Here is a 26,914-nt window from a genome sequence, read left to right as displayed (position 1 = left end):
AAATGTACAAACGTCAAAAAATGAACAACCCTTCGCAAGTCTTTGATGAACAGGCGATATTCTCGATATCTCAGTGGCCATCGCCGGATCCTTATACGCGGAAAATCGAAGTTTCACATGCCCGCGTAGCGAGCGGCAGTCGTCCGGATGGCCGGACTGTGCTTACCGCGTGTCACGCCTCGAAACGGCAACTGTCAGTTGCTACCGTGACGACTTTCCGTCTGCCCGGTTGCCGTCTAACCGACTATCCTTGGCTGCGTATTCCCCACCGGACACAGGAGACGACCCCATGACGCACAGCGTGATTCCCGCAGGCCTTGCCGACGAAATGATCGAGATCCGGCACCGCATCCATGCCCATCCCGAACTGGGCTTCGAGGAATTCGCGACGAGCGACCTCGTCGCGGAGCAACTGCAGTCGTGGGGCTACACGGTGCATCGCGGGTTAGGCGGCACGGGCGTCGTCGCGCAGCTGAAGGCAGGCGACGGCACGCAGCGCCTCGGCCTGCGCGCCGACATGGACGCGCTGCCGATCCACGAGTCGACGGGCCTGCCGTACCAGAGCACGATCGCCGGCAAGATGCATGCGTGCGGTCACGACGGCCACACGGCGATGCTGCTCGCGGCCGCGAAGCATCTCGCCCGCGAGCGCCGCTTCTCGGGCACGCTGAACCTGATTTTCCAGCCGGCCGAGGAAGGGCTCGGCGGTGCGAAGAAGATGCTCGACGACGGGCTGTTCGAGCTGTTCCCGTGCGATGCGATCTTCGCGATGCACAACATGCCGGGCTTCCCGACCGGAAAATTCGGCTTCCTGTCGGGGCCGTTCATGGCGTCGTCGGATACCGTGACCATCGATGTGCAGGGCCGCGGCGGCCACGGCGCGGTGCCGCACAAGGCGATCGATCCCGTCGTCGTGTGCGCGCAGATCGTGCTGGCGTTGCAGACGATCGTGTCGCGCAACGTGTCGCCGCTCGACATGGCGATCGTCACGGTCGGCGCGATCCACGCGGGCGAGGCGCCGAACGTGATTCCCGATCGCGCGCAGATGCGCCTGTCCGTGCGCGCGCTGAAGCCCGAGGTGCGGGACCTGCTCGAGACACGCATCAAGGAAGTCGTGCATGCGCAGGCGGCCGTGTTCGGCGCCACCGCGACGATCGACTATCAGCGCCGCTACCCGGTGCTCGTCAACGATGAGGAGATGACCGCGTTTGCGCGCGGCGTCGCACGCGAGTGGGTGGGCGACGCGAACCTGATCGACGGGATGGTGCCGCTGACCGGCAGCGAGGATTTCGCGTTCCTGCTCGAGAAACGGCCGGGCAGCTATCTGATCATCGGCAATGGCGACGGGGAGGGCGGCTGCATGGTTCACAACCCGGGCTACGACTTCAACGATGCCGCGCTGCCGACCGGCGCTTCTTACTGGGTCAAGCTGGCCGAGGCGTTTCTGGTTTGACGCAGAGGCGCGGCGGCATGGCGACCGCCGCCCGGTGTGTGCGTGCGCGCCCACGAAATCGGACGCGCGCGGACCGCACACGCTGATTTGACGCTCCTTGACATCGGCTGAACAGGTCGCGTGCTACGCTGCGCGCGACGCCGGATCGGCTCGATGAATACAGGTGTGGACGAAATGCGAAAACAGCTTCTGACCGTGCTGACGGCCTGTGCGGTCGGCGTTCTGGCAGCCGGGTGTGACGACCAGAAAGTGGCTGACGCGGTGAATGCGATCAAGCCCGATCCGATGGCGTTCGGCAACCTGCAGCCGGGCGTCTCGACGACCGAGGACGTGCTTCGCCAGGCAGGCAAGCCCGAGATGGTCAGGCAGGGCGACGACGGCTCGCAGCGGTTCGAGTATCCGCGTGGACCGTACGGCACGAGTACCTACATGCTCGATTTCGGGCCCGACGGCCGGCTCGTGTCGATCACGCAGGCGCTGACGGCGGCGAACATCGCGAAGGTCGTGCCGGGGATGTCGAAGGACGACGTGCGGCAACTGCTCGGCAAGCCGACCGAGATCGCGCAATACGCGTTGAGCCATGAAGAGGTGTGGAGCTGGCACTGGGCCGAGGGCGGCGTATCGGGCGACGCAATGTTCAACGCGCATTTCTCGCCTGACGGCACCGTGATTCGGACTTCGCGTTCGGAAGCGCCGGGCCGCGAAAAACCCTGACCTGACGAAGGTGGTAACGCATGCGGTGCGGGCCGGACATCGGCAAGGGCGCCACGGCGTCCGAATGCAAAATGTACCAAATTTTGGTATATGATGATTGCATTGAAAAGGAGGTGACTCATGTCGCGAAACACATCCGTTTCCCTGGGCGACCACTTTGCCGAATTTGTCGACGCTCAAGTGCAATCGGGGCGATACGGTTCCGCAAGCGACGTCGTGCGAGCCGGTTTGCGGCTCCTCGAGTCGCACGAAACGCAAATGCGTGCGTTGCAAGAAGCGTTGAAGGCCGGTGAGGCATCAGGGGCGCCCAAGCCATTCGACAGCGAGGCCTTCCTGGTCCGCATGCGGGCCACGCATGGCGGTTAAAGGCAAGCAGCTCCGGCTGACACCACTGGCCGAACTCGATCTCGAAGACATTTGGCGTTATACCGCCGAGCATTGGTCGCTCGCGCAGGCAGACCACTACCACCGCGATCTGATCGGGACGATGGAAGCGCTGGCGCACGGCAAGAAGGCCGGTCGAACTTGCATTGTTCGGGATGGATATTTCAGGTACGCGGTTGGCTCTCACGTCGTGTTCTATCGCGAAACGGACGACGCGATCGATGTGATTCGGGTCTTGCATCAACGGATGGATATCGAACGACATCTATAGCCGCGCACGTCGAGTGGCACAATCGTTGCAAAGCGGTTCGGAATCCCGGCTTGACCTGTGCCGCCTCGATCCGCGCGCGGCATCGATCGATCTAGAACGCTTCCCCGCTGAACAAAGCCACGACCACATCCGGATTCGACGGCCAGTACATGTGCATGTACGTCGCGACCACCGCGCCGCTGCGATAGACGGCTTCGCCGCTGCCCGGCGCGCCGTCGGGGCGCACGGCGTTCGCGACCGGCTCCAGCGGCGTCGCGAGCCGCGAATAGTGGAACGTATGGCCGCGCATCGGCCCCGTGCGCGTATCGAGCCGCTGCATGCCGAGCGCCGCGAACCGGCGCTGCATCGTCGCGTGGCCCGGCAGCAGGCCGAGCATCGGCGTCGTAGCGCCGTCCACATCGGTCAGCGATTCACACAGATACACCATTCCCCCGCATTCCGCGACGATCGGCCGGCCGGCCGCCGCGTGCGCGCGGATCGTGCTGGCGGTCGCGGCATTCGCCGCGAGCGTCGCCGCATGCAGTTCCGGATAACCGCCCGGCAGGAACAGCGCGTCGCAATCGTCCGGCACGCTCTCGTCCGCGAGCGGCGAGAAGAATCGCAACTGCGCGCCGAGCGCGTCGAGCAACGCAAGATTCGCCGGATAAATGAACGAGAACGCCGCATCGCGCGCGACCGCGATCCGCTTGCCGGCGAGCGCACGCGGCAGCGGCGCCGCGACACCCGGTTCCGCGAACGCGACGGCCGGCGGCAATTCGGCGAGCGCCGTTTGCGCAAGCACGTCGGCCGCGCGCTCGAGCCGCGCATCGAGATCGCCGATGTCGGCCGGCTGGTGCAGGCCGAGATGCCGTTCAGGCAGCGCGATGCCCGCATCGGCCGGCACGTGCCCGAGCCAGCGCAGGTCGGCGGGCAGCGCCTGTTGCAGCAGTTCCGCATGCCGTGCCGAGCCGACTCGGTTCGCCAGCACGCCGTGAAACGGCAGCCCCGGCCGGAACCGCGCGAGCCCGAACGCGATCGCCGCGAACGTCTGTGCCATCGATTTCGCGGAAATCACCGCGACGACCGGCACACCGAACGCGGCCGCGAGGTCGGCGCTGCTCGGCGTGCCGTCGAACAACCCCATCACGCCCTCGATCAGGATCAGGTCCGCCTCGCGCGCGGCATCGGCCAGCAGCGCGCGGCAGCCGGCCTCGCCGACCATCCCGAGGTCGAGCGCATGCACGGGCGCGCCGCTCGCGCGTTCGAGCAGCATCGGATCGAGAAAATCGGGGCCGGTCTTGAACACGCGCACGCGGCGGCCGAGCCGGCGGTGCAGCCGCGCGAGGCCGGCCGTCACCGACGTCTTGCCCTGGCCGGACGCGGGCGCGCTGACGAACAGCGCGGGGCAGGCCGGCACGCTCAAAACTCCACGCCGCGCTGCGCCTTCACGCCTTGCTCCTTGTACGGATGCTTGACGAGCCGCATTTCTGTGACGAGATCGGCCGCGTCGATCAGCGCATCGGGCGCGTGGCGCCCGGTGACGACGACGTGCACCGAGTCCGGGCGCGCGACGAACGTCGCGAGCACTTCGTCGAGCGGCAGGTATTCGTACTTCAGCACGGTGTTCAGCTCGTCGAGAATCACCATCCGGTAGTCGCCGCTTTCGATCATCCGGCGCGCCTCGTCCCAGCCCTTGCGCGCGGTCGCGATGTCGGCGTCGCGGTTCTGCGTGTTCCACGTGTAGCCGTCGCCCATCGTCACGAAGTCGCATTCCGCGACGGCGCCGAGGAAGTCGCGCTCGGACGTATGCAGCGCCCCCTTGATGAACTGCACGACACCGAGCCGCATGCCGTGGCCGAGCACGCGCACGGCCATGCCGAACGCGGCCGTGCTCTTGCCCTTGCCGTTGCCGGTGTGGACCATCAGCAGGCCCTTTTCGTGGGTGGCGGCGGCCTGCTTCTTCTCGTGGCCGGCGCGGCGGCGTTCGGCCATCCGCTGATGGGATTCTGTATCGGTCTTCATCGGGAATCGTCCTGTCGAAAGCGAAACAACGGGTTCAGAGCGGGCCGGCGAGCGCGACCGTCACGCCGTCCCGGATGGATTTGGGGCCCAGCAGCCGGCCGTGCGGCGCCGCGAGTTGCGCGCACGGCTCGGCCACGCCCGCGACGCCGAAGCGCGCGAGCGCGGCATCCGACGGGCCGCTCGCGGCCAGTTCGGGATGGCTCGCGAGCCGCGCTGCGTCGAACGCGACGAGCGGCCAGCCGCGGCGGGCACACAGCGTGCGCAGCGCACGGGCGCGCGCCTTGTCGGCGAGCGTCGCGACGACCGCCGGTTCGGCGTCCGGGTAAAGCGCCAGCGTCGCGCGGATCGCGGCGTCGAGTTGCGCGGCCGTCGTGCCCGCGCGGAAACCGACGCCGAGCGCAACGCGCATCATGCGCCGCCGCCGAGCGCCGCGCGCACCGCAGGATCGTCGGCGAGCGCCGCGACGCGGCCGATCACGACGATCGCCGGCGAACCGATGCCGGTCGCGCCGACCTGTTCGACGAGGGTGTCGAGCGTCGCGAGCACGTGCCGCTGCCCGGGACGCGTCGCGTTCTCGATCGCCGCGCACGGCGTATCGCCGGGCAGGCCGCCGTCGCGCAGCGCCGCCGCAATCGTATCGAGCCGGCGGATGCCCATGTAGATCACGATCGTCATGCGGGTCGCCGCGAGCGCGCGCCAGTCGGGTTCGTCGGCGCCCGCGCCATGGCCCGTGACGAAGATCACGCCCTGCGCGTCGCCGCGCTGCGTGACCGGAATGCCCAGTGCGGCCGGTGCGGCAATGCCCGCGGTGATGCCGTTCACGACCTCGACCGGAAAACCCGCCGCGCCGAGCGCGGCCAGTTCCTCGCCGCCGCGGCCGAACACGAACGGATCGCCGCCCTTGAGCCGCGCGACGCTGCGGCCCGCGCGCAGGTGCGCGAGCATCGCGGCGACGATCGTCTCCTGCGGCGTGGACGCATGGCCACCGCGCTTGCCGACGTGCTCGATGTGTGCATCGACGCGAGCATGACGCAACACGTCGGGGTTCACGAGATCGTCGACGAGCAGCACGTCCGCCGCGCCGATCGCACGCACGGCCTTGAGCGTCAGCAGGTCGGCGTCGCCGGGGCCGGCGCCGATGAGCCACGCGCGGCTCATCGCGCGCGGCACGGCGCGCACCGTGTCGAAACAGTGGAAAGGGGAAGGCGGGCGGCACATCGGCGGCCGGCAAACAGGCAACGCATAACGGATCGGGCGAAGCCCGCGCGAACGCGGGTGGAATGCGCACCCCATCCGTCCCCCGCGGATCGGGCGTTCGGCGAGCGTCGGGCTCGCCCCTTGCGTCGGCCGGTATCCGGGCTGGCCGCTTGCCAGGCCGCGGCCTTCCCGCCCGGTGAAGGGCAGTGGCATCGTGGGCGGCATGGGCGCGTGCGCGGGGAAGCGCGTCGCGCGGGCGGCGTACCGTTGCGGGGACAGCACAGGCCGGGCGGTCGTCCGCCTCCTGTTTCCCGTTTAACTGCATGCGCGGAATGCGCGTGCGAGCACCGAACGCGGCGCTACGATAGCACAGCGGTCCGCCCGCGCGAACCCGCCGCGCACGGCCTCCGGCGTGGCGCGCCGGCCGTGCGAAACCCGGCCCGGCGGCCCGCGTCGCCTTGACGCTCCCGCCCCCGGCGCCTACACTCGCACGCGTTTTGGTGCTCGCGCGCGCCGCTCCGGCGCGCGCAGTTAAACGGGAAACAGGGAGCCTGCCTGCGTCGCAGTCGAGCCAACCTGTGCTGCCCCCGCAACGGTAAGCGAACGCATCGTGCCCGCCGCGATGCAACGCCGCTTCGCCGCATGCCGCGCGCATGCGGACGACCGCCACTGGATGCCCCGCGCATCCGGGAAGGCGAAGCAGCGTGTTCGTCAGCCCGGATACCGGCCTAAACGTTGGGGTTCAGCGCCGCGGGGAGGCGGCGCATCGTCCACGGCCGCAGCGTGCCCGACACCCGAGCGTTTCCCGATTCCCGTCGTCCGGCCGCCCGCGCAAGCGCGCATGATCCGGCCCGATGGAGGGCGGGGCCGCACGGGGCCGCGCAGCGACGGCCGTGTTGGCATGCTTCATGTCGACCGTTCGCAAAGGAGCGTCATGCTCGATTCGCTGTTTCGCCTGTTCAACGACAGTTCATCCGGGCTGCGCGGCAAGATCGTCGCGATCTATGCGCTGCTGATCGCCTTCAACGCAGGCGCGTGGGTCTGGGCGTTCGCCGCCTTCCACGGCCAGCCCGTGCTGCTCGGCACCGCGCTACTCGCGTACGTGTTCGGGCTGCGCCATGCAGTCGACGCCGACCACATCGCGGCGATCGACAACGTCACGCGCAAGCTGATGCAGGAGGGCCGCAGCCCGCTCGGCGCGGGCCTGTTCTTTTCGCTCGGCCACTCGACGGTCGTGATCGTGATGTCGGTCGTGGTCGCGCTGACGGCCGCGTCGATCGCACGCTTCGACGGCATGCGCGCGATCGGCGGGACGATCAGCACCTGCGTGTCGGCGTTTTTCCTGCTACTGCTCGCGGCCGCGAACCTGATGATCCTGATCTCCGTGTACCGGACGTTTCGCGCGGTAAAGCGCGGCGAGCCGCTCGTCGAGGAGGATCTCGACCTGCTGATGAACAAGCGCGGCGTGCTCGCGCGCATCTTCCGGCCGCTGTTCCGGCTCGTGTCGCGCAGCTGGCACCTGTATCCGATCGGGTTCCTGTTCGGGATCGGCTTCGACACCGCGACCGAGATCGCGCTGTTCGGTATCTCGGCCACGCAGGTGCAGGGCGGCCTGTCGTTCTGGTCGGTGATGGTGCTGCCCGCGCTGTTTACGGCCGGCATGACGCTCGTCGACACGACCGACGGCATCCTGATGATGGGCGCATACCGCTGGGCGTACGTGCGGCCGATCCGCAAGCTCTACTACAACATGACGATCACTTTCGTCTCCGTGCTGGTCGCCGCGCTGATCGGCGGCATCGAGGTGCTCGCGCTCATCGCCGACAAGCTGTCGCTGCAAGGCCCCGTGTGGGACTTCGCATCGATGGCGGCCGCGCATTTCGGCATGCTCGGCTACCTCGTGATCGGGCTGTTCGTCGCGAGCTGGCTCGTGTCGGCCGTGATTTACCGCGTGAAGCGCTACGACGAGATCGACGTGACGATCTCCGCCTGACCTCTTTCCCGATACTGGACCCACCATGACCCTACGCAAGCTTCCCGTCACGATCGTCACGGGCTTTCTCGGCAGCGGCAAGACGACGCTGATGCGCCACATCCTGCAGCATGCCGAAGGCCGCCGCATCGCGGTGATCGTCAACGAATTCGGCGAACTCGGCATCGACGGCGAAATCCTCAAGGGTTGCGGCATCGGCTGCGACGACACGCAGGACGAAGCGTCCGGCCAGCTTTACGAGCTCGCGAACGGCTGCCTGTGCTGCACCGTGCAGGAAGAGTTCTATCCGGTGATGGAAGCGCTCGTCGAGCGGCGTGCGGACATCGACCACGTGCTGATCGAGACGTCGGGCCTCGCGCTGCCGAAGCCGCTCGTGCAGGCGTTCAACTGGCCGACGATCCGCAACAGCTTCACGGTCGACGCGGTCGTGACCGTCGTCGACGGGCCGGCCGCCGCGAGCGGCCAGTTCGCGGAAAACCCGCAGGCCGTCGACGCGCAACGCCGCGCCGATCCGAACCTCGACCACGAATCGCCGCTGCACGAGCTGTTCGCCGATCAGCTGTCGTCCGCCGATCTCGTGATCGTGAACAAGGCCGATCTCGTCGGCGACGCACAGTTCGCGCAGATCGAAACCGCGATCCGCGACGAGATCCCGCCGCAGGTGAAGATCGTGCGCGCGACGCGCGGCGAGCTCGACCTCGCGATGCTGCTCGGGCTCGAATCGGCATCGGAAGACACGATCCACCTGCGTCACGACCATCACGGCTCGGCCGACGACGGCGATCACGATCACCACCACGACGATTTCGACTCGGTGGTCGTATCGGGCGACGCGGGCACGCGCGAAGCGACGATCGCCGCGCTGCAGCGCGTGGTCGAGGCGCACACGATCTACCGCGCGAAGGGCTTCGCCGCGCTGCCCGGCGCGCCGATGCGGCTCGTGATCCAGGGCGTCGGCCGCCGCTTCGACAGCTATTTCGACCGTCGCTGGCAGGACGGCGAAACGCGCGCGAGCCGCTTCGTGCTGATCGGCGAGGATCTCGACGCGGCCGCACTGCAGCGCGCGTTCGACGCCGCGTGCGCGGCCGAACCGCAACAGGCGTAACGCACGATGCATCTGCTGCGCACCACGCCGGGCGGCTTCGTCGACGATACGCAAGGCGTCGTCCGGATCGACCAGCAACCGGCCGACATCGTGATCCTGAGCTCGGCCGACACGACGCTGTCGCTGCTCGCGAGCGTCGTGCCACAGCTGCCGGCCGGCTTTCCGAGCGTGCGGCTCGCGAACGTCACGTTCCTGCGGCAGCCGGCGTCCGTCGATTTCTATGTCGACGACGTGCTGCGCCACGCGAAGACGGTCGTGATCGATCATCTCGGCGGCGAAGCGTACTGGCCGTACGGGATCGAGCAGGCCGTGTCGCTCGCATCGAAGCGCGGGCAGCAGCTCGCGATGTTCTCGGGCGACCTGCAGGAAGACCCGAACCTCGTCGCGAAGAGCACGGTCGCGCCTGACCTGTGCCGGCTGTGGTGGCGCTACCTGCGCGAAGGCGGCGTGCACAACGCCGACGCGCTGCTGCGCAGCATCGCGTTCCACACGCTCGGCTTCGGCGACGAACCCGAGCTGCCGCGCCCGCTGCCGGCCGCCGCGCTGTATCACCCGGCGCGCGACCGCGCGAGCGTCGACGACTGGCGGCCGCGCTGGACGCCCGGCGCGCCGGTCGTCGCGATCCTGTTCTATCGCGCGCACTGGCAGGCCGCGAACACGGCCGTGTTCGACGCGCTGGCCGACGCGCTCGTGCGGGAAGGGCTGAATCCGCTGCCGATCGCGGTGACGTCGCTCAAGGATGCGGTGAGCCGCGAGGTCATCACGCAGCTGTGCGACACGCACGACGTCGCGCTCGTGCTGAACACGACCGCGTTCGCGGCCGGCGCGATCGATGCCGCCGAGCCGGAGGTGCTCGCCGGCGACGCGCCGGTGCTGCAGGTGATCCTGTCCGGCGGTAATCGCGACGCATGGGTCGCCGACAACCAGGGCCTGCACGCGCGCGACATCGCGATGCACATCGCGCTGCCCGAGGTCGACGGGCGCATCGTCACGCGCGCGGTGAGCTTCAAGGGGCTCGCGTATCGCTGCCCGCACACCGAGGTCGACGTCGTGCGCTACCAGCCGGACGCCGAACGGATCGAGTTCGTCGCGGCGCTGGCGCGCGGCTGGTGCCGGCTGCGCACGCTCGACAACGCGAGCAAGCGCGTCGCGCTGATTCTCGCGAACTATCCGCAAAGCGAAGGGCGGATCGGCAACGGCGTCGGGCTCGACACACCGGCGTCCGCGCTGCGCGTGCTCGCGGCGCTGCGCGACGCGGGCTATGCGGTGGCCGACCTGCCGCCCGACGGCGACGCGCTGATCGCGCGGCTCACCGAAGGCGTGACCAATGACGCGGCCGTGCATGCGTTCCGCCCGGCGTTCCAGAGTTTTCCGCTGGCCGATTACGTCGCGCATTTCGCGCGGCTGCCGGCGGCCGTGCGCGACGCGCTGAACGAACGCTGGGGCCCACCCGAAGCCGACCCGACGCTGCGGCAAGGGCGTTTCACGATCGCCGGCTGGCGCGCGGGCAACGTGTTCGTCGGCATCCAGCCGTCGCGCTCGCGCGGCGAGAACGACTACGCGAGCTACCACGACGCGGATCTGGTGCCGCCGCACGCGTATCTCGCGTTCTATTTCTGGCTGCGCGATGCGTATCGCATCGACGCGGTCATCCATCTCGGCAAGCACGGCAACCTCGAATGGCTGCCGGGCAAGAGCGTCGCGCTGTCCGACGCGTGCTGGCCCGACCTGACGCTCGGGCCGCTGCCGCACCTGTATCCGTTCATCGTCAACGATCCGGGCGAGGGCAGCCAGGCGAAGCGCCGCGCACAGGCCGTGATCATCGATCACCTGATGCCGCCGCTCACGCGCGCGGAAAACTACGGGCCGCTGCAGGATCTCGAACGGCAGGTCGACGAATACTACGAGGCGCTGATGGTCGATGCGCGGCGCGCGAAGCTGCTGCGCAAGACGATCCTCGCGACGATCGCCGAGCACCGGCTGCACGACGAGCTGAGCGTATCGCCGCCGCGCGACACTGGCGACGAGGATGCGCTGCTGACGCGCGTCGACGCATGGCTGTGCGAGTTGAAGGAAGCGCAGATTCGCGACGGGCTGCACGTGTTCGGCGTATCGCCGGCCGACCGTCAGCGGCGCGACACGCTGCTCGCGCTCGCGCGTTTTCCGATCGGCGACGGCAAGGGCGTGCGTGCGGGGCTGATCGGCGCGCTCGCGCGCGATCTCGCGCTCGGCGACGACTTCGATCCGCTGTCGGCCGACTGGGCCGCGCCGTGGGCCGGCCCGCGCCCGGCAGTCCTGCAGGCGCTCGACGCGTCGCCGTGGCGCCATGCGGGCGATACGCGCGAGCGGCTCGAACGGCTCGCGCAGCAGTGGCTGGACGGGCTGTGCGCAGCCGCAGGCGGCAACGCCGGCACCGACGCGACACCGCCCGGCGCATGGCCGCATACACTCGCCGTGATCGAGCGCGTGCGCTCGACGCTGATCCCCGCGCTCGACGCATGCGGCGGCGAGGAAATGCGCCAGCTGCTGCGCGGGCTCGACGGCCGCTTCGTGCCGCCGGGGCCGAGCGGCTCGCCGTCGCGCGGCCGCCCCGACGTGCTGCCGACCGGCCGCAACTTCTACTCGGTCGACACGCGCGCGGTGCCGACGCAAGCCGCCTGGTCGCTCGGTCTGAAATCCGCGCAGCAACTGATCGAGCGTCATCTGCAGGATCACGGCGACTATCCGCGCGCGATCGGCCTGTCCGTGTGGGGCACGGCGACGATGCGCACGGGCGGCGACGACATCGCGCAGGCGTTTGCGCTGCTCGGCGTGCGGCCGAAATGGGCGCACGGCAGCCATCGCGTGACCGACTTCGAGATCCTGCCGATCGAGATCTTCGACCGGCCACGCATCGACGTGACGCTGCGCGTATCCGGATTCTTCCGCGATGCGTTCCCGAACCTGATGCACCTGTTCGACGCAGCGGTGCAGGCCGTCGCCGCGCTCGACGAGCCGGAGGAACTGAACCCGATCCGCGCGCGCATCGAGCGCGAACGCGCGAAGTGGGTCGCGCAAGGCGTGCCGCCCGACGAAGCGCGGCGCCGCGCCGGCTGGCGCGTGTTCGGCGCGCGGCCGGGCAGCTACGGCGCGGGCCTGCAGGACCTGATCGACCAGCGCCGCTGGCAGACCGACGCCGATCTCGCCGACGCCTACCGTCAGTGGGGCGGCCATGCGTATGCGCAGAACAGCGCGGGCGATGCCGCGCCCGACGTGTTCGGCGAGCGGCTGGCGACGATCGACGTCGTCGTGCAGAACCAGGACAGCCGCGAGCACGACATCCTCGATTCGAACGACTACTACCAGTTCCAGGGCGGGATGACGGCGGCCGTGCGGCACCTGTCCGGGCAGCAGCCGAGCATCTACCACGGCGACCATGCGAACCCGGTCGCGCCGAAGATGCGCACGCTGCGCGAGGAAATCGCACGCGTGATCCGCTCGCGCGTCGTCAACCCGAAATGGCTCGACGGCGTGAAGCGCCACGGCTACAAGGGCGCGGCCGAGCTGGCCGCGACCGTCGACTACCTGTACGGCTATGACGCGACCGCGCGCGTGCTGTCCGACCACCAGTACGCGCTCGTCGCCGACGCGTACCTGTTCGACGACGACACGCGCGGGTTCCTCGAACGGCACAATCCGAAGGCGCTGCACGGCATCTGCGAACGCTTCGTCGAGGCGATGCAGCGCGGCTTGTGGCAGCAGCCGGGCGACTATCGCGAGCGGATCGAAGCGGTCTGGCTCGAAAGCGAACAACTCCAGGAAGGGGGACGGCGATGACCGATCCGACACTGCACCGCGCCCGCGCGGTCTTTCCGTTTGCGGCGCTCGTCGCGCAGGATGCATTGCAGCAGGCGCTGCTGCTCGCCGCGATCGACCCGTCGCTCGGCGGCGTGCTGGTGAGCGGGCCGCGCGGCACCGCGAAATCGACCGCCGCGCGCGGCCTCGCGGAGCTGCTGCCTGAAGGGCAGTTCGTCACGCTGCCGCTGTCGGCGAGCGACGAACAGGTCACCGGCACGCTCGATCTCGCGCATGCGCTGGCCGAAAACGGCGTGCGCTTCCGGCCGGGCTTGCTTGCGCGCGCGCATCTCGGCGTGCTGTATGTCGACGAAGTCAACCTGCTCGCCGACGGGCTCGTCGATACGCTGCTCGACGTCGCCGCGAGCGGCGTCAACCTCGTCGAGCGCGATGGCGTGTCGCACGCGCACGACGCGCGCTTCGTGCTGATCGGCACGATGAATCCCGAAGAAGGCGAACTGCGTCCGCAGTTGCTCGACCGTTTCGGGCTGATGGTCGAGCTGGAGAACTGTTTCGATGCCGCGCAGCGCGAGCGGATAGTGAAAGCGCGGCTGGCATTCGATCTCGATCCGGATGCGTTCCGCGCACGCCATGCAGCCGCGCAGCGCGAACTCGGCGACCGGATTCACGCGGCGCGTGCGCGGCTGGGGATGCTCGATTTCGGCGATGCGGTGCATGCGCATGTCAGCGCGCTGTGCATCGACGCGGCCGTCGACGGGTTGCGCGCCGATCTCGTGATGCTGCGCGCCGCGCGCGCACTCGCCGCGCTGGAGCAGGCCGATGCGGTGACGATGTCGCACGTGGCGCGCGTGGCCGAAGCCGTGCTGCGGCACCGGCGCCATGCCGGTACGCCGCCGTCGTCCGGCGCGTCGCAGCCGGACCGCGCACGCGACGATCGTTCACCGCCGGAGGCACGCCAGCAGCCGGAAGATCAACCGGGCACAACCGGGAACGACACCGCCGTCGCGCAGGGCGACTGGGGCTATCTGCGGCCCGAGCCGGCCGGGCTGCGCGACGTGAAAAGCGTGGTGCCGCTGCCGTTAAAAAAACACTGAGCCATCGAGCCGGCGCCGCCGCGAACGCCGTTCGCGGTCCTCGATGGCAGCAAGGCGCAGCCGCACGCGTGCCGGGTACGGCGCGCACCGGCACGGCCGTCGCGTGGCCGGCGACGTTCGCCGCGAAGCGCGGCGATCCGTTGCATCACGGCCATCTGCGCTACCGGAAGCGTGCCGGCGCACCGGATGCGCTGCATTGCTTCGTGCTCGACTGTTCGGCGTCGATGCTGTCGCACGACCGGCTCGCGCTGGCGAAGGGGCTGATCGTCGCGTATTTCGATCGCGCCGCGCGCGACCGCGTCGAAACCGCGCTGATCTGCTTCGGTGGCAATGGCGCCGCGCGACGCTTCGGTCCGGCCGTGCCGCGCTGGTGGAACGCGCGCTGGCTCGAACCGGTCGACGGCGGCGGCGGCACGCCGCTCGCGGACGGCATCGCGGCCGCCGCGCACCTGCTCGCGCACGATGCGCGGCGCGAGCCCGACAAGCAGCGCTGGCTGTGGGTGTTGTCCGACGGGCGCACGCGCGAGACGCCGGCGAAACCCTCGGCGGCCGATCACGTCGTGTTCGTCGACTTCGACGATGCGGCCGTGCGGATCGGGCAGGGCGCGCGGCTCGCCGCTGCATGGGGCGCGCAGTGGGTGACGGCCGATGCGCTTTGCATGGACCCGATCGGCTGATTGCCGGCCGGCGGTGCGCTATGATCGCCGCTTCTGCTGCTCACTGGAAAAAACCGCCATGCAAGTATGGGTCGATGCCGACGCGTGTCCCGCCGTCATCAAGGACATGCTGTTTCGCGCCGCGCGTCGTGCCGAAATCTGCGTGACGCTGGTCGCGAACCAGTTTCTGCGCACGCCGCCGTCGCCGTTCATCAAGGCGGTGCAGGTGCCGGCCGGCTTCGATGTGGCTGACGCGCGCATCGTCGAGATGGCCGAGGCCGGCGACCTCGTGATCACCGCCGACATCCCGCTGGCCGCCGCCGTGCTCGACAAGGGCGCGCATGCGCTCGACCCGCGCGGCAACTGGTTCAGCCGCGAGAACATCGAGGAGCGCCTGTCGACGCGCGCGATGATGGACCAGTTGCGCAGCGCGGGCATCGACACGGGCGGGCCGGCGCCGTTCAGCGCGCGCGACGGCAAGACGTTTGCCTCGCAACTCGACCGGTTCCTGGCCCGCCACGGCAAGCCGTGACGCTGCGTGTCGGCGGCCAGGCGTCGTCGATCGTCCGGCAAGCGGAAACATTCGCACGCGCCACGCGACAACGCGCCGAATCCATATCGGATCGTGTGCGTCACCGCGGTCGGGATGCAGTTTTGCGCCGACGCTGATATCGTGGCGCGAACCACTACACAGGAGCGCACACGTGTCACCGACCCAACTTCTCGTTCCCACATTTACCCAGATGCTGCGCGCGCAGTCCGCGTGGCTCGACAAGGCTGTCGCACACCGGCAGGCCGCGGGCGGCGAGCTCGACGCGGTGATGACGCTGAAGCTGGCGGCCGACATGTATCCGCTCGCCGCACAGGTGCGCTTCTCGTGCTTCCAGTCGATGGAGCCGGTCTACCGGCTGCGCGGCGAACCGTTGCCGGCGGCGCTGCTGGCTTTGCGCGAAGCCGGATGGAACGCGGATGCGCAGCCCGGCTCGCCGAGCGACGCGCAGGGCATCCTCGCCGGCACGCTCGCGTTTCTCGGCGAACTCGCGCCGGATGCGCTCGACGGCGGCGCCGCACTGCCGATCGCGCTCGAACTGCCGAACGGGATCGCGTTCGACATGACGGGCGAGCAGTACGCGCGCGACTGGGCGCTGCCGCAGTTCTACTTCCACGCGATCGCCGCGTACGCGATCCTGCGCCATCACGGCGTCGAGCTCGGCAAGGCCGACTACGTGCCGCACATGCTCGCGTACGTGCGGCCGGGCACGATTCCTCAGGGGTAAGCGGACCAGCGGGCGGAGAAGCGACATGACGCGGGCGCTGTTCATCTGCAGCCGCAACCGGCTGCGCAGCCCGACGGCCGAAGCGGTGTTCGCCGCGTGGCCGGGCGTCGAAACCGACTCCGCGGGCCTCGCGCCCGATGCAGACATGCGCCTGTCGGCCGACCAGCTCGACTGGGCCGACATCGTCTTCGTGATGGAGCGTGCGCACCGCACCAGGCTGTCGGCGCTATTCGGTGCTCACCTGAAGCACAAGCAGATCGTCTGCCTCGACATCCCCGACCGGTACGCGTTCATGCAGCCCGAACTCGTCACGCTGCTCGAACGCAAGGCCGGCCCTTTCCTGCGCACGTGAGCGGCGCGGGCGACATCGGCGTCAGCGCCGCGGGCCGTTCAGGATCGCCGAAAAACAGTCGAGGCGCAGCAGTTCGATGATCTTGCGCGTCGGCACGCTCGCGCGCAGCGTTTCAAGCCGGTCGACGGTGAACCACTTGCAGCGGGCGATCTCGTTGCTCGCGTGCGGGGTCAGGTGCGCCGGCACGTCGGCCACGAACACGTGATGCAGCTTCGTCAGCCCGCCGAATTGAACCGCGTAGTCGAGCACGAGCCCCTCCAGCCGCGTTTCCTCGGCAAGCTCCCGCTGCGCGGCCTCGAGCGGCGTCTCGCCGCGCCGGATCGTACCGCCCGGCAGCGACCAGCGCGACGCGGTGCGGGCGACCAGCAGCACGCTGCTGCGCTGGCGGCACACGATCGTGGCGCGCTCCTTGATGACGGCGAGGGTATCCGGCCCGGTACTCATGTTCGGCAAAACAGGTGCTGAATCGTGGAGAAAATGCGCGTCGGCGGTTCGTGATCCGGCAGCGGGCCGCGACGGCATGCAAGCAGCCGCGCCGATCTTACCGGCCGTTCGTGACAGTTCCGTGCACGGCGTCGCGCGATATACGCCGCGTCACGCGTGCGTGTAGATCCCGTTGCGCGTCGGCTTCGCGTGGCGCGGATGGCGGCTCTTGTGAACGGCGCGCCGGTGATGGGGCGCCGGCGCGTGCCGTGTGGTCGACGCGGCGGCCCGGGGCGCCGCGCCGGGCATCTGCGTCTGTCCTTCGCCGAATTGGAAAGTCTGGGTCTGCGCGTGTGCGACGCCCAGCGTCGACGCCAGCACGAAGGCCGTCAGCAGCAACCGTTTCATGAATATTCCGCCTTATTTTTTCGAGATGAACGTATTTCGTCAGCTTAACGAAGGGCGGGGCGGCACCGCAACCGGCCCGGGTTCGGTGTCGTCCCCACTTGCGCGCGGCGACGTTCTCCGCGCGGCAGCCGGGTGCATCCGGGCTTGACAACATAATTCCCGAGTGTGAATATTAATTCACATACGAGAATTATTCGATGAATCCGGAAGGGTGCGCCGCGGGCGCCGAACCACCGGAACCGGCAGTCCGATCAACCGGAAGCAGGAGCGAGACGCATGGCGGAACACGAGCAGCAGGGCGCGCTGGCGGGATTGCGCATCATCGATCTGTCGCGGGTGCTGGGCGGCCCGTACGCGACGCAGATCCTCGCCGACCACGGCGCGGAGGTGATCAAGGTCGAACCGCCGTCCGGCGACGAGACGCGCACGTGGGGCCCGCCGTTCGACGGCGACACCGCGTCGTATTTCCTCGGCGTGAACCGCAACAAGCTCGGCATCGCGCTCGACCTGACGAAACCGGACGACCGCGAGCGGCTGCTCGGCCTGCTCGAACATGCGGACGCCGTCGTCGAGAACTTCAAGATCGGCACGATGGAGCGCTGGGGGCTCGGTTTCGACGCGCTGCATGCGCGGTTTCCGCGCCTCGTTTATTGCCGCGTGTCGGGCTTCGGCGCGGACGGCCCGCTCGGCGGGCTGCCCGGCTACGACGCGGCCGTGCAGGCGCTCGCGGGGCTGATGAGCGTGAACGGCGAAGCAGGCGGCGCGCCGCTGCGCGTCGGCGTGCCGATCGTCGACCTCGTCACGGGGCTGAACGCGGCGCTCGGCGTGCTGATGGCGCTGCGCGAGCGCGACGCGAGCGGCCGCGGCCAGTTCGTCGAATCGACGCTGTTCGACTGCGCGCTGTCGATCCTGCATCCGCATACGCCGAACTTCTTCCATTCGGGCAACGCGCCCGTGCGCACCGGCAACGCGCACCCGAACATCACGCCGTACGACAGCTTTCCGACGGCCACCGTCGACATCTTCCTGGCGGTCGGCAACAACGGGCAGTTCGCGGCGCTGTGCGACGTGCTCGGCACGCGCGACTGGCCCGGCGATCCGCGGTTCGCGGACAACCGCGCGCGCAGCGCGAACCGCGCCGCGCTGCGCGCGCTGCTCGAAACGGCGCTGGCCGGGCACGACGGCGCGGCGCTCGCGGAGCAGCTGATGCGTCGCGGCGTGCCGTGCGCGCCCGTGCTCGGGCTCGATGCGGCGCTCGACCATCCGCACGTCGCGCACCGGGAGATGAAGGTCGAGCTGGGACGGCATCGCGGCATCGCGTCGCCGATCAAGCTCGGCCGCACGCCGGCCACGTACCGGCGGCCGCCGCCCGCGCTGAACGAACACGCGGCGCAGGTGTTTGCCGACGACGACCACGGCGCCCCCCGCCGGGACTGACCGGCAACGCGGCATCCCGGCATCGCGGCCACCCGACGCGCGAGCCGGACGACCCCATTCGGATATCACGCCGGCTCGCGCACCGAGGCGCTCGCCGGCAGAAGAGGAGACGCATCATGCTCGCATGGATCGGCGCGATCGCCATCGTCGCGCTGTTCGGCCTGATCATCACGAAGCGGCTGTCGCCGCTGGTCGCGCTGATCGTCGTGCCGGTGGCCGCGTCGCTCGCGGCCGGGTTCGGGCTCGCGACCGGCAAGTTCATCGTGCACGGCGTACAGAACATCGGCCCGATTGCCGGGATGTTTGTTTTTGCGATTCTATTTTTCGGAATCCTCACCGATGCGGGGATGCTTGACCCGATCATCGCGGGCGTGCTGCGCGTGATCGGCTGCCATCCGCCGCGCATCGTGATGGGTTCGGCGCTGCTTGCGCTGCTGATCCATCTCGACGGCTCGGGCGCCGTCACGTTTCTCGTCACGCTGCCCGCGATGATGCCGCTCTATACGCGGCTCGGGATGGATCGCCGCATCCTCGCATGTGTCGCGTCGATGGCGGCCGGCGTCAACTTCCTGCCGTGGGTCGGGCCGATGCTGCGCGCGTCGGCGGCTTTGCACATTCCCGGTTCGGCGATCTTCATGCCGATGATTCCGGTGCAGATCGTCGGGCTCGTGTTCGTGTTCGGTACCGCATACGTACTCGGCGCGCGCGAGGCGAAACGGCTCGGGCTCGATCGCGCCGGCGCGGCATCGCTCGCGGTCGCGCCGCGCGAGCTGACCGACGCCGAACGCGCGTTGCGCCGGCCGGACCGCTTCCGGATCAACCTCGCGCTGACGCTCGTCGTGCTCGTCACGCTGGTGTCGGGCATCGTCGACCCGATGGTGATGTTCATGCTCGGCACGGTCGCCGCGCTGGTGATCAACTACCCGGACGTGCAGGCCCAGCGCGAACGGATCGACGCGCATGCGAAGGCCGCGCTGATGATGGCCAGCGTGCTGCTCGCGGCCGGCGCGTTCACCGGCATCATGTCCGGCACCGGAATGCTGAAGGCGATGGCGGAAGTCGTCGTCGCGCACGTGCCGGTCGAGCATGCGCGCCACATGCCGTTCGTGCTCGGGCTGTTGTCGATGCCGCTCAGCCTGCTGTTCGATCCCGATTCGTTCTACTTCGGCGTGCTGCCGGTACTCGCGGAGAGCGGCAAGCTGCTCGGCGTGCCGCCGATCCAGATGGCGCAGGCCGCGCTGCTCGGCCAGATGACGACGGGTTTCCCGGTGAGCCCGCTCACGCCCGCGACGTTCCTGATCGTCGGCCTGACCGGCGTCGAGCTGGCCGAGCACCAGAAATTCACGATTCCGTTCCTGTTCGCCGCCACCGTGCTGATGGTCTTCGCAGCGGTCGCGACGAGCGTGTTTCCGCTATGAGCGGCGCATCCGTTCACCTTTTCCGGGAGAGCAGTCCATGCAGTTCGACCTGACCGACGACCAGCGCGCGATCGAAAGCGCGATCGAGAAAATCTGCGCGCGCTTCGGCGACGACTACTGGCTCGAACGCGATCGCGCGGGCGGGTTTCCGGCCGATTTCCACGCGGCGCTCGCCGAGGCCGGCTGGCTCGGCATCGCGATGGACCCGGCCCACGGCGGCGCCGGGCTCGGGATGACCGAGGCCGCGCTGATGATGCGCACGATCAGCGCATCGGGCGCCGGCCTGTCCGGCGCGTCGGCCGTCCACATGAACATCTTCGGGCTGAACCCGGTGCAGGTGTTCGGCAACGACGCGCAGAAGGCGCGCTTCCTGCCGCCGCTGATCGCCGGGCGCGACAAGGCGTGCTTCGCGGTGACGGAACCCGACGCGGGCCTCGACACCACGCACCTGACCACGCAGGCGCGCCGCGACGGCGATCACTATGTGCTGAGCGGGCGCAAGATCTGGATCTCGACCGCGCAGGTCGCGAACAAGATGCTGATCATCGCGCGCACGACGCCGCTCGACCAGGTCGCGAAGCCGACCGACGGGCTGAGCCTGTTCTATACCGACCTCGACCGCTCGCGCGTCGAGGTGCGCGAGATCGAGAAGATGGGCCGCAAGGCCGTCGATTCGAACATGCTGTTCATCGACAACCTGCGCGTATCGCGCGACGACCTGATCGGCAACGAAGGCGACGGCTTCCGGTACCTGCTGCACGGGCTGAATCCCGAACGGATCCTGATCGCCGCCGAGGCGATCGGCCTCGGGCAGGCCGCGCTGCGCCGCGCGACGCAGTATGCGTGCGAGCGTGTCGTGTTCGGCCGGCCAATCGGGCAGAACCAGTCGATCCAGCATCCGCTCGCGCTGGCGTGGATGCAGCTCGAGGCCGCGTGGCTGATGGTGATGAAGGCCGCGACGCGCTACGACACGGGGCAGCCGTGCGGCGCGGAGGCGAACGCGGCGAAATACCTCGGCGCGGAAGCCGCGTTCCACGCGTGCCAGACGGCGATCGCGACGCACGGCGGGATGGGCTACGCGAAGGAATACCATGTCGAGCGCTACCTGCGCGAGTGTATGATTCCGAGGCTCGCGCCCGTGAGCCCGCAACTGATCCTGTGCTACATCGCGGAGAAGGTGCTCGGGCTGCCGAAGTCGTACTGACGCGCGGCAGCCCGCCGGCGCGCGGTTTCCCGTTTCGAATCAAGCGCTCGTCATGGACGTCAAACTCGTTGCCCGCACGCTCGACCTGTTCGAGCTGTTCGCCGCCGAACGGCGGCCGCTGCCGCTCACCGAACTCGCGCGCCTGCTCAATGTGCCGGCGTCGAGCTGCCTCGCGATGGCGCGCACGCTCGTGAGCCGCGGCTACCTGTACGAAGTGCGCAAGCGCGGCGGCTACTACCCGACGCGCCGACTGCAGACGATCGCCGCCGCGATCGACGCGACCGATCCCGTCGTCGACATCGTCCATCCGCATCTCGTCGCGCTGCGCGACGCGAGCCGCGAGACGGCCGTGCTCGGCAAGATCCAGGGCCTGTCGGTCACGTACCTCGACGTCGTCGAATCGGAGCAGGCGATCCGCTATACGCGCCAGCCGGGCGAACTGCGCCCGCTGCACGCGAACTCGATCGGCAAGGCGATCTTCGCGGAACTCGCCGGCGATGCGCAGCAGGCGCTCGGCGCGCAGCTGCCGTTCGAACGCTTCACCGACGCGACGGTGGCCGACCTGCCGGCGCTCGTCGCGCAAACCGCGCGGTTTCGCGAACTCGGCTGGGCCGAGAACTTCGGCGAGAGCGCGCCCGAGCTGTCGGCGATCGCGGTCGCGCTGACGCTCGACGGCGACTGGTACGGGCTATCGGTCGTCGGGCCGACCGAGCGGATCCGCCAGCATCGCGACACGCATGCGGCGCTGCTCGTCGACGCGAAGGCGCGGCTGCTGGCCGAGCACGCACGCGGGTAGGGCAGTACGCCATCACCGGCGGCGGGCCGTTCGCCGGCGCGCGATCCCGCCGCGCCGGAAACGGCCCGCCGCGCGTCACACCATCACGACTTCACCCACACGCCGCCCGCACTCGGGTTGTCGCCCTGCGTCCACCATTTCGCGCAGTACTTCGCGCCCTGGTACATCACGCACGTGCCGCCCTGGTAGGCGGTCGTGGCCGACCACACGGGCGAGCCGCCGCCGACCGGCTTCCACACGGCGGCCTGGCCGGGCACGTCGCCCTGCGTCCACCATTGCGCCTGATACGTCGTGCCCTGGTAGGTAACCGTCGCGCCGGCCGTATAGACCTGGCCGGCCGCCCAGGGCGCACCCGGCTGCGGCGTGCCGCCGTTCGAGCCGCCGCCGTAGTTCGGGTCCTGCGTGACGCCCGCGCCCCACTTGCCGTCGAGTGCCTTGAAGATCGTCGCGAACGCGTACGGCTGCTGCGCGACGCCCGAGCAGGTCGGCGACGCATACGCGCCGTTGCTCGGGCACGGCTGGTCGCGGCCGACCGACCAGTTGCCGAAGAATCCGTAGCCGTTGTTGACCGCCGCGTTCAGCACGCTTTGCGCGTTCGCGAGCGTGAAGGTCTCGCCCTGCACGTCGTTCACGCCGATCATCGGCGTGACGCCGACCATCTGCCAGAGCTGCGCGCTGGTCTTCGTCTGGCCGACCGACTTGAACGCGGTGTCGAGTTGCGCGTACAGCGCCTGCGCGGCGCTGATCGCGGCCGCGCCCATGTCGATGTTCGCGGGGCCGTAGTCCATCGTCATCAGGTTCACCGCGTCGAACGACGTGTTGTTCGCGATCGCCGCGTTGACGACGTTCACGCCGTCCTGCGTGAGCCCGGTCGGCATCGTCGGCAGCGTCAGCGTGACGTGCAGCGGCTTGCCCTTGGCCGCATAGTCGGACTGCAGTTGCGCGACGGCCTGGAAGTTGCGTGCGACCGACGCAGTGTCCTGCTGCGACGCGCCCTCGATGTCGAAGTCGATATGCGTGAGGCCGTACGTGTCGATCACGGTCTGGTACGCCGTCTTCAGCGCGGGGACCGTCGTGCACGCCTGCATCAGCGGCGTGCCGTTCGCGCCGCCGAACGATACGGCGACTTCGCCGCCTTTCGCGCGATAGCTCGCGATCGACGTCGACAGCGCGGTGAGCAGGCCACCGCTCGCGCCGTTGCCGATCGGCTGCACGCCGCCCCACGACGGCGCGCAGCCGTTGCCCGCGACCACGAACGCGAGCGTGAACTGCTGGATGCCTTGCCGGACGCCGATCTGGTCGACGAGCGGCGTCGGATAGAGCGTGACGTCGACGAAAGGCGCATAGACGCCGGCGCCCTGGGACACGCTCGCGGCTGCGAGCAGACAACCCGCGGCAAGCGCGCGCGGGATGAAACGCGGCAACACATTGTTGTTCATTGGGTTCTCCAAGTGGAAGAGGGATACGCTGGCCCGCGTATCGCCGCCGGACGGGCGACCGGGCATGTCCGGCCGGCGGCGTGCCCATCTTGGAGGATTCGCGCCGAATAGTGAATGGTTAGGTGTTCTTTTTGTTATTTGATTCTCGATACGTAACGATCTTGCCGATTCGACACTGTTCCGTAATGCGCCGGGCATCGATCAAGAAAAACTTACCACCGGTTTCGAAATAAAAACGTCACGCTCGGCACGCCCTGACAGCTGCTTCAATCGTGTAATCACGTGTAATCGCTTTCGCCTTACGCACGGCATAACTTTGTCTTCGAGCGGAGTGCTTTCGCGCGCGGCTCATTCACGATGCAACGTCGTCTTATCCATAAGGAGCTCAAAATGCTGGAAAGAATCGTAGCAAAGCAGGCAGTCGGAAGCGTTCCAGGCGGCGACCAGAATTCCTGGATCAACCCGCCTTTCAATGCGCAAATCACGTTCCCGGGCACGTTTTCGACCGCTCCCATTGTTGTCGTGACGGCCCTCCAGGACCCCAACGACGCAACCAATTATCCGGACACGTTCTCGGTGACGGTGACCCAAGTCACGACGACCGGATTCAACGTCAACATCACCCGCGAAGATAAGGTATTCCCCAATTATTCGGGCAGCGATTGGGGGCAAAACCTCTACGTTTCGTATATCGCCGAAGTTCCGAGCCAATAAAAATCGAACCGGAATAATGCGGTCGCTGCCTCTTTTCTAACTGCGCCGGCTTCACCGCCGGAAGTTTGACCAGGCAGTTCGGCGGCTGGCCAGCCGCAGCCATTCACTGCGGCTGGCGCCATCGGTGTCACGTGTTGCGCCGCATGCTCCGCGCAGGTTGCTTGCGTCGGCGAGGGCTGTTGAGGCGGTCATGGTGCGTTGTCGGACGCAAGGCTCACGACGCAGAGCCCGCGATCCCGATGCCGTAAAGGATCGCGCTTCGAAAGCCGGCACGGTCGCCTTTCGATGAAAGATGGCCGCCGTCGACGGCAGGCGGGAGCGCTCGAATCCGTCGGCCAGATCAGCCATGTCCAATGTCCGGGGTATCCGCCGACCACCGCTGCATGTACGTCATGAGCATCGATTCGGTGTTCTGAATATTGGCTCACGGCACGCGAGGGAAGGGTGCACTGGTGCATCTGCGCCGCTCGCGCCCCCCATTCTCGTCAGGAAGGTCGAAAAATGACAAGCACTCTACACATTCCGGCTGGCTACTTGACGCTCGGCCTGGACTCCACCGGCGCCATCGTCGAACTCATCGATTCCCGCAGCGGCCGCAACTACATCTCGCCCGGGAAGTTCGTCCTGCTCGTCAGACTCGTGATCAACGGAATACTGGTGTTGCCCGCCAGCGTCCGGTGGTCCGCCGCCGACAACACGCTGTCCTTCGTGAATGACACCGGCATCGCATTCGAGGTCGATGTCCGCGTCCTGCAGAAGAACGGCTATGCCACCTTTGAAGTCACCCGCGTGAAGACCGACCGCGATTACGACGTTCAGGCGCTGCTGTGGGGGCCATTGCCTGTCGCGATCAACCAGACCGTCGGCGAAGCCGCGGGCGTGGTACGAGACAACGAATTCGCCATCGGCCTCAAGCCGCTCAACGACCGCACCGAAGGCGCGTGGCCCAAGGAATATCCGCAATACGGCTGGGGAAACGACATTATCTCCAATCCGTACAATCTGTACGTGGCGTCGATGGAACCGTGGAGCGTGGCGGCAAAGACGTCATGGGGGGCCGTGCTGCGAGCCTTTACGTACGACTACACGCGCCGGCGCGATCGGCTCAACCCCGATGGCTATCCGATCCCGCTCGGCCCACTCGACCGCGCAGGCTCGGTAATCGGATCGAAGATTGCGCTATACGGCAGCGCACCGGAGCTCGTGACGACCCTGTTGTCGTTCATTGCTTCGGGTGAAAACCTCCCGTATCCGACCCAGAATGGCCAGTGGCAGAAAGTGGCGCAGGCCAGCGGCCAGTCGTCTTTCGTGGTGAACGATCTCGACACCGGCAATGTCGACAAGGCTGCCCGCCTCGCCCACAGCGCGGGAATCAACTACATCTACTCGCCAGAGAACTATCGCGGCCCCTGGAAATCCACCGGGCATTATCAGTTCGACTCCACCTTCGGCGGCAGCGACAACGGGGCTGAAAAGCTGGTGAAAACTGCCAAGGAGCACGGTGTCCGCGTCGGCGTTCATACCATGTCGGACTTCATCAGCGTCGGCCCGCCCACCTCCATCGATCCCTACGTTTCACCGCCCGCGGACCCTCGTTTGGCCTTGGGTTGCCAAGCCACCTTGTCCCGGTCGTTGAACATGACGACCGCGATGCTCTACTTGAGTGGATTCGTGCCGATGCCGGACGGGATCAAAGAGAAGATGCTACGTATCGGCGACGAGTTCATCTCGTACAAAGATGCCCAAAGGAGCGGCAGTGAATGGAAAGTCAGTGGGCTGACCCGAGGCCAGTGGGACTCCATCCCCGCCCCGGCCGCGCGCGGCACGCCCGTTGCGAGTGTGATCGTGAATTCGTATAACGGGGCCATCGGCGGCCTCGGCATCATCGACGAGATCGCCACCCGGCTGGGGACCATCAGGAACAACGTCGGCATCCGGTACCACTCCTTCGACGGGGTGGAATCCGCCAGTGATACCGGCTGGGGCAGCTTCGGCATTGCCCGGTTGATAAACGGCACCTACGCTGCCCAGACCGGGCACGATGGATACATCAGCGAGACAAGCCGGATGACCTCGAATGCGTGGGATATGCTGACCCGGGCGAACTGGACCAACTTGGATATGGATCAGCTGTACCGCAACAACGTCTTCTACCAGGCCAACTACCTGCCGGGCATGCTTGGATGGTTCGATATCACAGACCTCTCGTTGACCCAGATCGAAACCAGGCTCGCACGCGGCGCGGCGCTCAACGCCGGCATAGGCTTCAGGGGCTGGGTGGCAACCTTGCCCTCGGCGCCGAAGATTCTCGACAAGATCAAGCAGTGGGAAACAGCCAGGAATCTCGGCGCGTTCACCGAAAAGCAAAGGGCCGCGCTTCGCGACCAGACTACCTGCTGGACCCTGGAGACCATTACCCCCGGCCAAAGTTGGTCGTTGCGGCCGGTAAGTTCCGGAGGCATCCCGATCGGCAATCCGCAGACCGTATCGGTGCCGACACCGCAACTGGGCCCCGCAGTCTTGCCAGCCGCCGCTCGAGGCACGCTCTACGCAGCGAAAATCACGTCGAATACGCCTGCGACCGTCCGTTTCACGGTGACCAGCGGGGGATTGCCCCCAGGCCTCCAGTTCAATCAGGATACTGGCGGGATCGTTGGTACGCCCGGGAGGACCGGGAGTTACACGTTTGGCGTCACGGCCACGAACGACGGGGGACTGGCTGACGCGCGTGCGGTTTACACCATCGTGGTGAACTGAAGTATCGAGCAGCCCTCATCGAATTC

Annotated in this window: 26 protein-coding genes and 2 riboswitches; of the genes, 18 read left to right on the top strand and 8 right to left on the bottom strand. The window is 68.0% G+C overall.

The window, feature by feature from the left end:
- Positions 1-289: 289 nt before the first annotated feature.
- From VL15_RS05285 to VL15_RS05270, 4 genes are all read left to right on the top strand, one after another.
- On the top strand, positions 290-1,453 hold the full coding sequence (locus VL15_RS05285; protein ID WP_048243728.1) for a M20 aminoacylase family protein: 1,164 nt from the start codon (positions 290-292) through the stop codon (positions 1,451-1,453).
- 174 nt (positions 1,454-1,627) lie between these two features.
- A complete protein-coding gene (gene bamE / locus VL15_RS05280; RefSeq protein WP_048244354.1) occupies positions 1,628-2,167 on the top strand; it encodes an outer membrane protein assembly factor BamE domain-containing protein in 540 nt (179 codons plus the stop codon).
- Between the two features lie 120 nt (positions 2,168-2,287).
- Positions 2,288-2,533, top strand: coding sequence for a type II toxin-antitoxin system ParD family antitoxin (locus VL15_RS05275; RefSeq protein WP_048243726.1), 246 nt, complete (start codon positions 2,288-2,290; stop codon positions 2,531-2,533).
- Complete coding sequence (locus VL15_RS05270) at positions 2,523-2,822, top strand: type II toxin-antitoxin system RelE/ParE family toxin (RefSeq protein WP_048243725.1); 300 nt, start codon at positions 2,523-2,525, stop codon at positions 2,820-2,822. The genes VL15_RS05275 and VL15_RS05270 overlap by 11 nt, the downstream gene beginning before the upstream one ends.
- A 91-nt stretch (positions 2,823-2,913) precedes the next feature.
- On the opposite strand, the gene VL15_RS05265 is transcribed toward VL15_RS05270, so the two are convergent.
- From VL15_RS05265 to cobA, 4 genes are read right to left on the bottom strand one after another with little or no spacing between them, the layout of a single operon-like run.
- The gene (locus tag VL15_RS05265; protein ID WP_048244352.1) at positions 2,914-4,218 is read right to left on the bottom strand and encodes a cobyrinate a,c-diamide synthase; all 1,305 of its coding nucleotides are present in this window, start codon (positions 4,216-4,218) and stop codon (positions 2,914-2,916) included.
- A gap of 2 nt (positions 4,219-4,220) precedes the next feature.
- Entirely contained in the window at positions 4,221-4,823 is a 603-nt protein-coding gene (gene cobO / locus VL15_RS05260; protein WP_048243723.1) for a cob(I)yrinic acid a,c-diamide adenosyltransferase, read from the bottom strand.
- Between the two features lie 34 nt (positions 4,824-4,857).
- Complete coding sequence (locus tag VL15_RS05255) at positions 4,858-5,235, bottom strand: cobalamin biosynthesis protein (protein WP_048243721.1); 378 nt, start codon at positions 5,233-5,235, stop codon at positions 4,858-4,860.
- Positions 5,232-6,041 (bottom strand): uroporphyrinogen-III C-methyltransferase, encoded by an 810-nt coding sequence (cobA, locus tag VL15_RS05250; RefSeq protein WP_196319543.1) that lies wholly within the window; start codon positions 6,039-6,041, stop codon positions 5,232-5,234. Before cobA ends, VL15_RS05255 begins: the two co-directional genes overlap by 4 nt.
- 109 nt (positions 6,042-6,150) lie before the next feature.
- Positions 6,151-6,387: riboswitch (cobalamin riboswitch) on the bottom strand.
- A 114-nt stretch (positions 6,388-6,501) separates the two neighbouring features.
- A riboswitch (cobalamin riboswitch) is annotated at positions 6,502-6,767 on the top strand.
- Positions 6,768-6,954: 187 nt separating this feature from the next.
- On the opposite strand from cobA, the gene VL15_RS05245 reads away from it, so the two are divergent.
- The 8 genes from VL15_RS05245 (at position 6,955) to VL15_RS05210 (ending at position 16,292) form a co-directional block, all read left to right on the top strand.
- Positions 6,955-8,013, top strand: coding sequence for a HoxN/HupN/NixA family nickel/cobalt transporter (locus VL15_RS05245; protein ID WP_048243717.1), 1,059 nt, complete (start codon positions 6,955-6,957; stop codon positions 8,011-8,013).
- A 25-nt stretch (positions 8,014-8,038) separates the two neighbouring features.
- Positions 8,039-9,118: a cobalamin biosynthesis protein CobW gene (gene cobW / locus VL15_RS05240; protein WP_048243715.1), complete on the top strand. Its 1,080-nt coding sequence runs from the start codon at positions 8,039-8,041 to the stop codon at positions 9,116-9,118.
- A gap of 6 nt (positions 9,119-9,124) precedes the next feature.
- Positions 9,125-12,934, top strand: a complete 3,810-nt coding sequence (gene cobN / locus VL15_RS05235; RefSeq protein WP_048243713.1) for a cobaltochelatase subunit CobN — start codon at positions 9,125-9,127, stop codon at positions 12,932-12,934.
- Complete coding sequence (locus VL15_RS05230; protein ID WP_048243711.1) at positions 12,931-14,007, top strand: ATP-binding protein; 1,077 nt, start codon at positions 12,931-12,933, stop codon at positions 14,005-14,007. The genes cobN and VL15_RS05230 overlap by 4 nt, the downstream gene beginning before the upstream one ends.
- A gap of 68 nt (positions 14,008-14,075) precedes the next feature.
- Positions 14,076-14,684 carry a vWA domain-containing protein gene (locus VL15_RS05225; protein WP_048243709.1) on the top strand — a complete coding sequence of 203 codons (609 nt, stop codon included), beginning with the start codon at positions 14,076-14,078 and terminating at the stop codon, positions 14,682-14,684.
- A gap of 58 nt (positions 14,685-14,742) precedes the next feature.
- Positions 14,743-15,195, top strand: a complete 453-nt coding sequence (locus VL15_RS05220) for a YaiI/YqxD family protein (RefSeq protein ID WP_048243707.1) — start codon at positions 14,743-14,745, stop codon at positions 15,193-15,195.
- Between the two features lie 172 nt (positions 15,196-15,367).
- Positions 15,368-15,940, top strand: coding sequence for a DUF1993 domain-containing protein (locus VL15_RS05215; protein WP_048243705.1), 573 nt, complete (start codon positions 15,368-15,370; stop codon positions 15,938-15,940).
- A 25-nt stretch (positions 15,941-15,965) separates the two neighbouring features.
- A complete protein-coding gene (locus VL15_RS05210) occupies positions 15,966-16,292 on the top strand; it encodes a low molecular weight protein tyrosine phosphatase family protein (RefSeq protein ID WP_048243703.1) in 327 nt (108 codons plus the stop codon).
- A 21-nt stretch (positions 16,293-16,313) separates the two neighbouring features.
- Here VL15_RS05210 and VL15_RS05205 read toward each other — a convergent pair whose 3' ends face one another.
- On the bottom strand, positions 16,314-16,736 hold the full coding sequence (locus VL15_RS05205; protein WP_048243702.1) for an NUDIX hydrolase: 423 nt from the start codon (positions 16,734-16,736) through the stop codon (positions 16,314-16,316).
- Positions 16,737-16,886: 150 nt separating this feature from the next.
- Positions 16,887-17,123: a hypothetical protein gene (locus tag VL15_RS05200; RefSeq protein WP_048243700.1), complete on the bottom strand. Its 237-nt coding sequence runs from the start codon at positions 17,121-17,123 to the stop codon at positions 16,887-16,889.
- A gap of 276 nt (positions 17,124-17,399) precedes the next feature.
- Here VL15_RS05200 and VL15_RS05195 point away from each other — a divergent pair, with 276 nt between their 5' ends.
- The 4 genes from VL15_RS05195 to VL15_RS05180 all read left to right on the top strand — a co-directional run bounded on the left by VL15_RS05195 (position 17,400) and on the right by VL15_RS05180 (position 21,978).
- A complete protein-coding gene (locus VL15_RS05195) occupies positions 17,400-18,560 on the top strand; it encodes a CaiB/BaiF CoA transferase family protein (protein ID WP_048243698.1) in 1,161 nt (386 codons plus the stop codon).
- A 116-nt stretch (positions 18,561-18,676) separates the two neighbouring features.
- A complete protein-coding gene (locus VL15_RS05190; protein WP_048243696.1) occupies positions 18,677-19,978 on the top strand; it encodes a CitMHS family transporter in 1,302 nt (433 codons plus the stop codon).
- A gap of 37 nt (positions 19,979-20,015) precedes the next feature.
- On the top strand, positions 20,016-21,182 hold the full coding sequence (locus VL15_RS05185; RefSeq protein ID WP_048243694.1) for an acyl-CoA dehydrogenase family protein: 1,167 nt from the start codon (positions 20,016-20,018) through the stop codon (positions 21,180-21,182).
- Between the two features lie 52 nt (positions 21,183-21,234).
- Positions 21,235-21,978: an IclR family transcriptional regulator gene (locus tag VL15_RS05180; RefSeq protein WP_048243692.1), complete on the top strand. Its 744-nt coding sequence runs from the start codon at positions 21,235-21,237 to the stop codon at positions 21,976-21,978.
- A gap of 83 nt (positions 21,979-22,061) precedes the next feature.
- On the opposite strand, the gene VL15_RS05175 is transcribed toward VL15_RS05180, so the two are convergent.
- Positions 22,062-23,417: a chitinase gene (locus tag VL15_RS05175; RefSeq protein ID WP_048243690.1), complete on the bottom strand. Its 1,356-nt coding sequence runs from the start codon at positions 23,415-23,417 to the stop codon at positions 22,062-22,064.
- Positions 23,418-23,807: 390 nt separating this feature from the next.
- On the opposite strand from VL15_RS05175, the gene VL15_RS05170 reads away from it, so the two are divergent.
- Positions 23,808-24,131, top strand: a complete 324-nt coding sequence (locus tag VL15_RS05170) for an H-type lectin domain-containing protein (protein WP_048243688.1) — start codon at positions 23,808-23,810, stop codon at positions 24,129-24,131.
- 51 nt (positions 24,132-24,182) lie between these two features.
- On the opposite strand, the gene VL15_RS41740 is transcribed toward VL15_RS05170, so the two are convergent.
- Positions 24,183-24,479, bottom strand: coding sequence for a hypothetical protein (locus VL15_RS41740; RefSeq protein WP_155420127.1), 297 nt, complete (start codon positions 24,477-24,479; stop codon positions 24,183-24,185).
- 153 nt (positions 24,480-24,632) lie between these two features.
- Here VL15_RS41740 and VL15_RS05165 point away from each other — a divergent pair, with 153 nt between their 5' ends.
- Positions 24,633-26,888: an Ig domain-containing protein gene (locus VL15_RS05165; protein WP_080970730.1), complete on the top strand. Its 2,256-nt coding sequence runs from the start codon at positions 24,633-24,635 to the stop codon at positions 26,886-26,888.
- Positions 26,889-26,914: the final 26 nt, after the last annotated feature.

The sequence above is a fragment of the Burkholderia cepacia genome (genome assembly GCF_001039005.1).
Lineage (GTDB): Bacteria > Pseudomonadota > Gammaproteobacteria > Burkholderiales > Burkholderiaceae > Burkholderia > Burkholderia theae.
The sequence above is the reverse complement of the archived record's forward strand: the minus strand, read 5'-3'. Positions and strand labels throughout refer to the sequence as shown.

Excerpts from the sequence above, each read along its gene's own strand:
- VL15_RS05285 (WP_048243728.1), top strand. The coding sequence starts at position 290 with ATGACGCACAGCGTGATTCCCGCAGGCCTTGCCGACGAAATGATCGAG.
- bamE (WP_048244354.1), top strand. The coding sequence starts at position 1,628 with ATGCGAAAACAGCTTCTGACCGTGCTGACGGCCTGTGCGGTCGGCGTT.
- VL15_RS05275 (WP_048243726.1), top strand. The coding sequence starts at position 2,288 with ATGTCGCGAAACACATCCGTTTCCCTGGGCGACCACTTTGCCGAATTT.
- VL15_RS05270 (WP_048243725.1), top strand. The coding sequence starts at position 2,523 with ATGGCGGTTAAAGGCAAGCAGCTCCGGCTGACACCACTGGCCGAACTC.
- cobO (WP_048243723.1), bottom strand. The coding sequence starts at position 4,823 with ATGAAGACCGATACAGAATCCCATCAGCGGATGGCCGAACGCCGCCGC.
- VL15_RS05255 (WP_048243721.1), bottom strand. The coding sequence starts at position 5,235 with ATGATGCGCGTTGCGCTCGGCGTCGGTTTCCGCGCGGGCACGACGGCC.
- cobA (WP_196319543.1), bottom strand. The coding sequence starts at position 6,041 with ATGTGCCGCCCGCCTTCCCCTTTCCACTGTTTCGACACGGTGCGCGCC.
- VL15_RS05245 (WP_048243717.1), top strand. The coding sequence starts at position 6,955 with ATGCTCGATTCGCTGTTTCGCCTGTTCAACGACAGTTCATCCGGGCTG.
- cobW (WP_048243715.1), top strand. The coding sequence starts at position 8,039 with ATGACCCTACGCAAGCTTCCCGTCACGATCGTCACGGGCTTTCTCGGC.
- cobN (WP_048243713.1), top strand. The coding sequence starts at position 9,125 with ATGCATCTGCTGCGCACCACGCCGGGCGGCTTCGTCGACGATACGCAA.
- VL15_RS05230 (WP_048243711.1), top strand. The coding sequence starts at position 12,931 with ATGACCGATCCGACACTGCACCGCGCCCGCGCGGTCTTTCCGTTTGCG.
- VL15_RS05220 (WP_048243707.1), top strand. The coding sequence starts at position 14,743 with ATGCAAGTATGGGTCGATGCCGACGCGTGTCCCGCCGTCATCAAGGAC.
- VL15_RS05210 (WP_048243703.1), top strand. The coding sequence starts at position 15,966 with ATGACGCGGGCGCTGTTCATCTGCAGCCGCAACCGGCTGCGCAGCCCG.
- VL15_RS05205 (WP_048243702.1), bottom strand. The coding sequence starts at position 16,736 with ATGAGTACCGGGCCGGATACCCTCGCCGTCATCAAGGAGCGCGCCACG.
- VL15_RS05200 (WP_048243700.1), bottom strand. The coding sequence starts at position 17,123 with ATGAAACGGTTGCTGCTGACGGCCTTCGTGCTGGCGTCGACGCTGGGC.
- VL15_RS05195 (WP_048243698.1), top strand. The coding sequence starts at position 17,400 with ATGGCGGAACACGAGCAGCAGGGCGCGCTGGCGGGATTGCGCATCATC.
- VL15_RS05190 (WP_048243696.1), top strand. The coding sequence starts at position 18,677 with ATGCTCGCATGGATCGGCGCGATCGCCATCGTCGCGCTGTTCGGCCTG.
- VL15_RS05185 (WP_048243694.1), top strand. The coding sequence starts at position 20,016 with ATGCAGTTCGACCTGACCGACGACCAGCGCGCGATCGAAAGCGCGATC.
- VL15_RS05180 (WP_048243692.1), top strand. The coding sequence starts at position 21,235 with ATGGACGTCAAACTCGTTGCCCGCACGCTCGACCTGTTCGAGCTGTTC.
- VL15_RS05175 (WP_048243690.1), bottom strand. The coding sequence starts at position 23,417 with ATGAACAACAATGTGTTGCCGCGTTTCATCCCGCGCGCGCTTGCCGCG.
- VL15_RS05170 (WP_048243688.1), top strand. The coding sequence starts at position 23,808 with ATGCTGGAAAGAATCGTAGCAAAGCAGGCAGTCGGAAGCGTTCCAGGC.
- VL15_RS41740 (WP_155420127.1), bottom strand. The coding sequence starts at position 24,479 with ATGGCTGATCTGGCCGACGGATTCGAGCGCTCCCGCCTGCCGTCGACG.
- VL15_RS05165 (WP_080970730.1), top strand. The coding sequence starts at position 24,633 with ATGACAAGCACTCTACACATTCCGGCTGGCTACTTGACGCTCGGCCTG.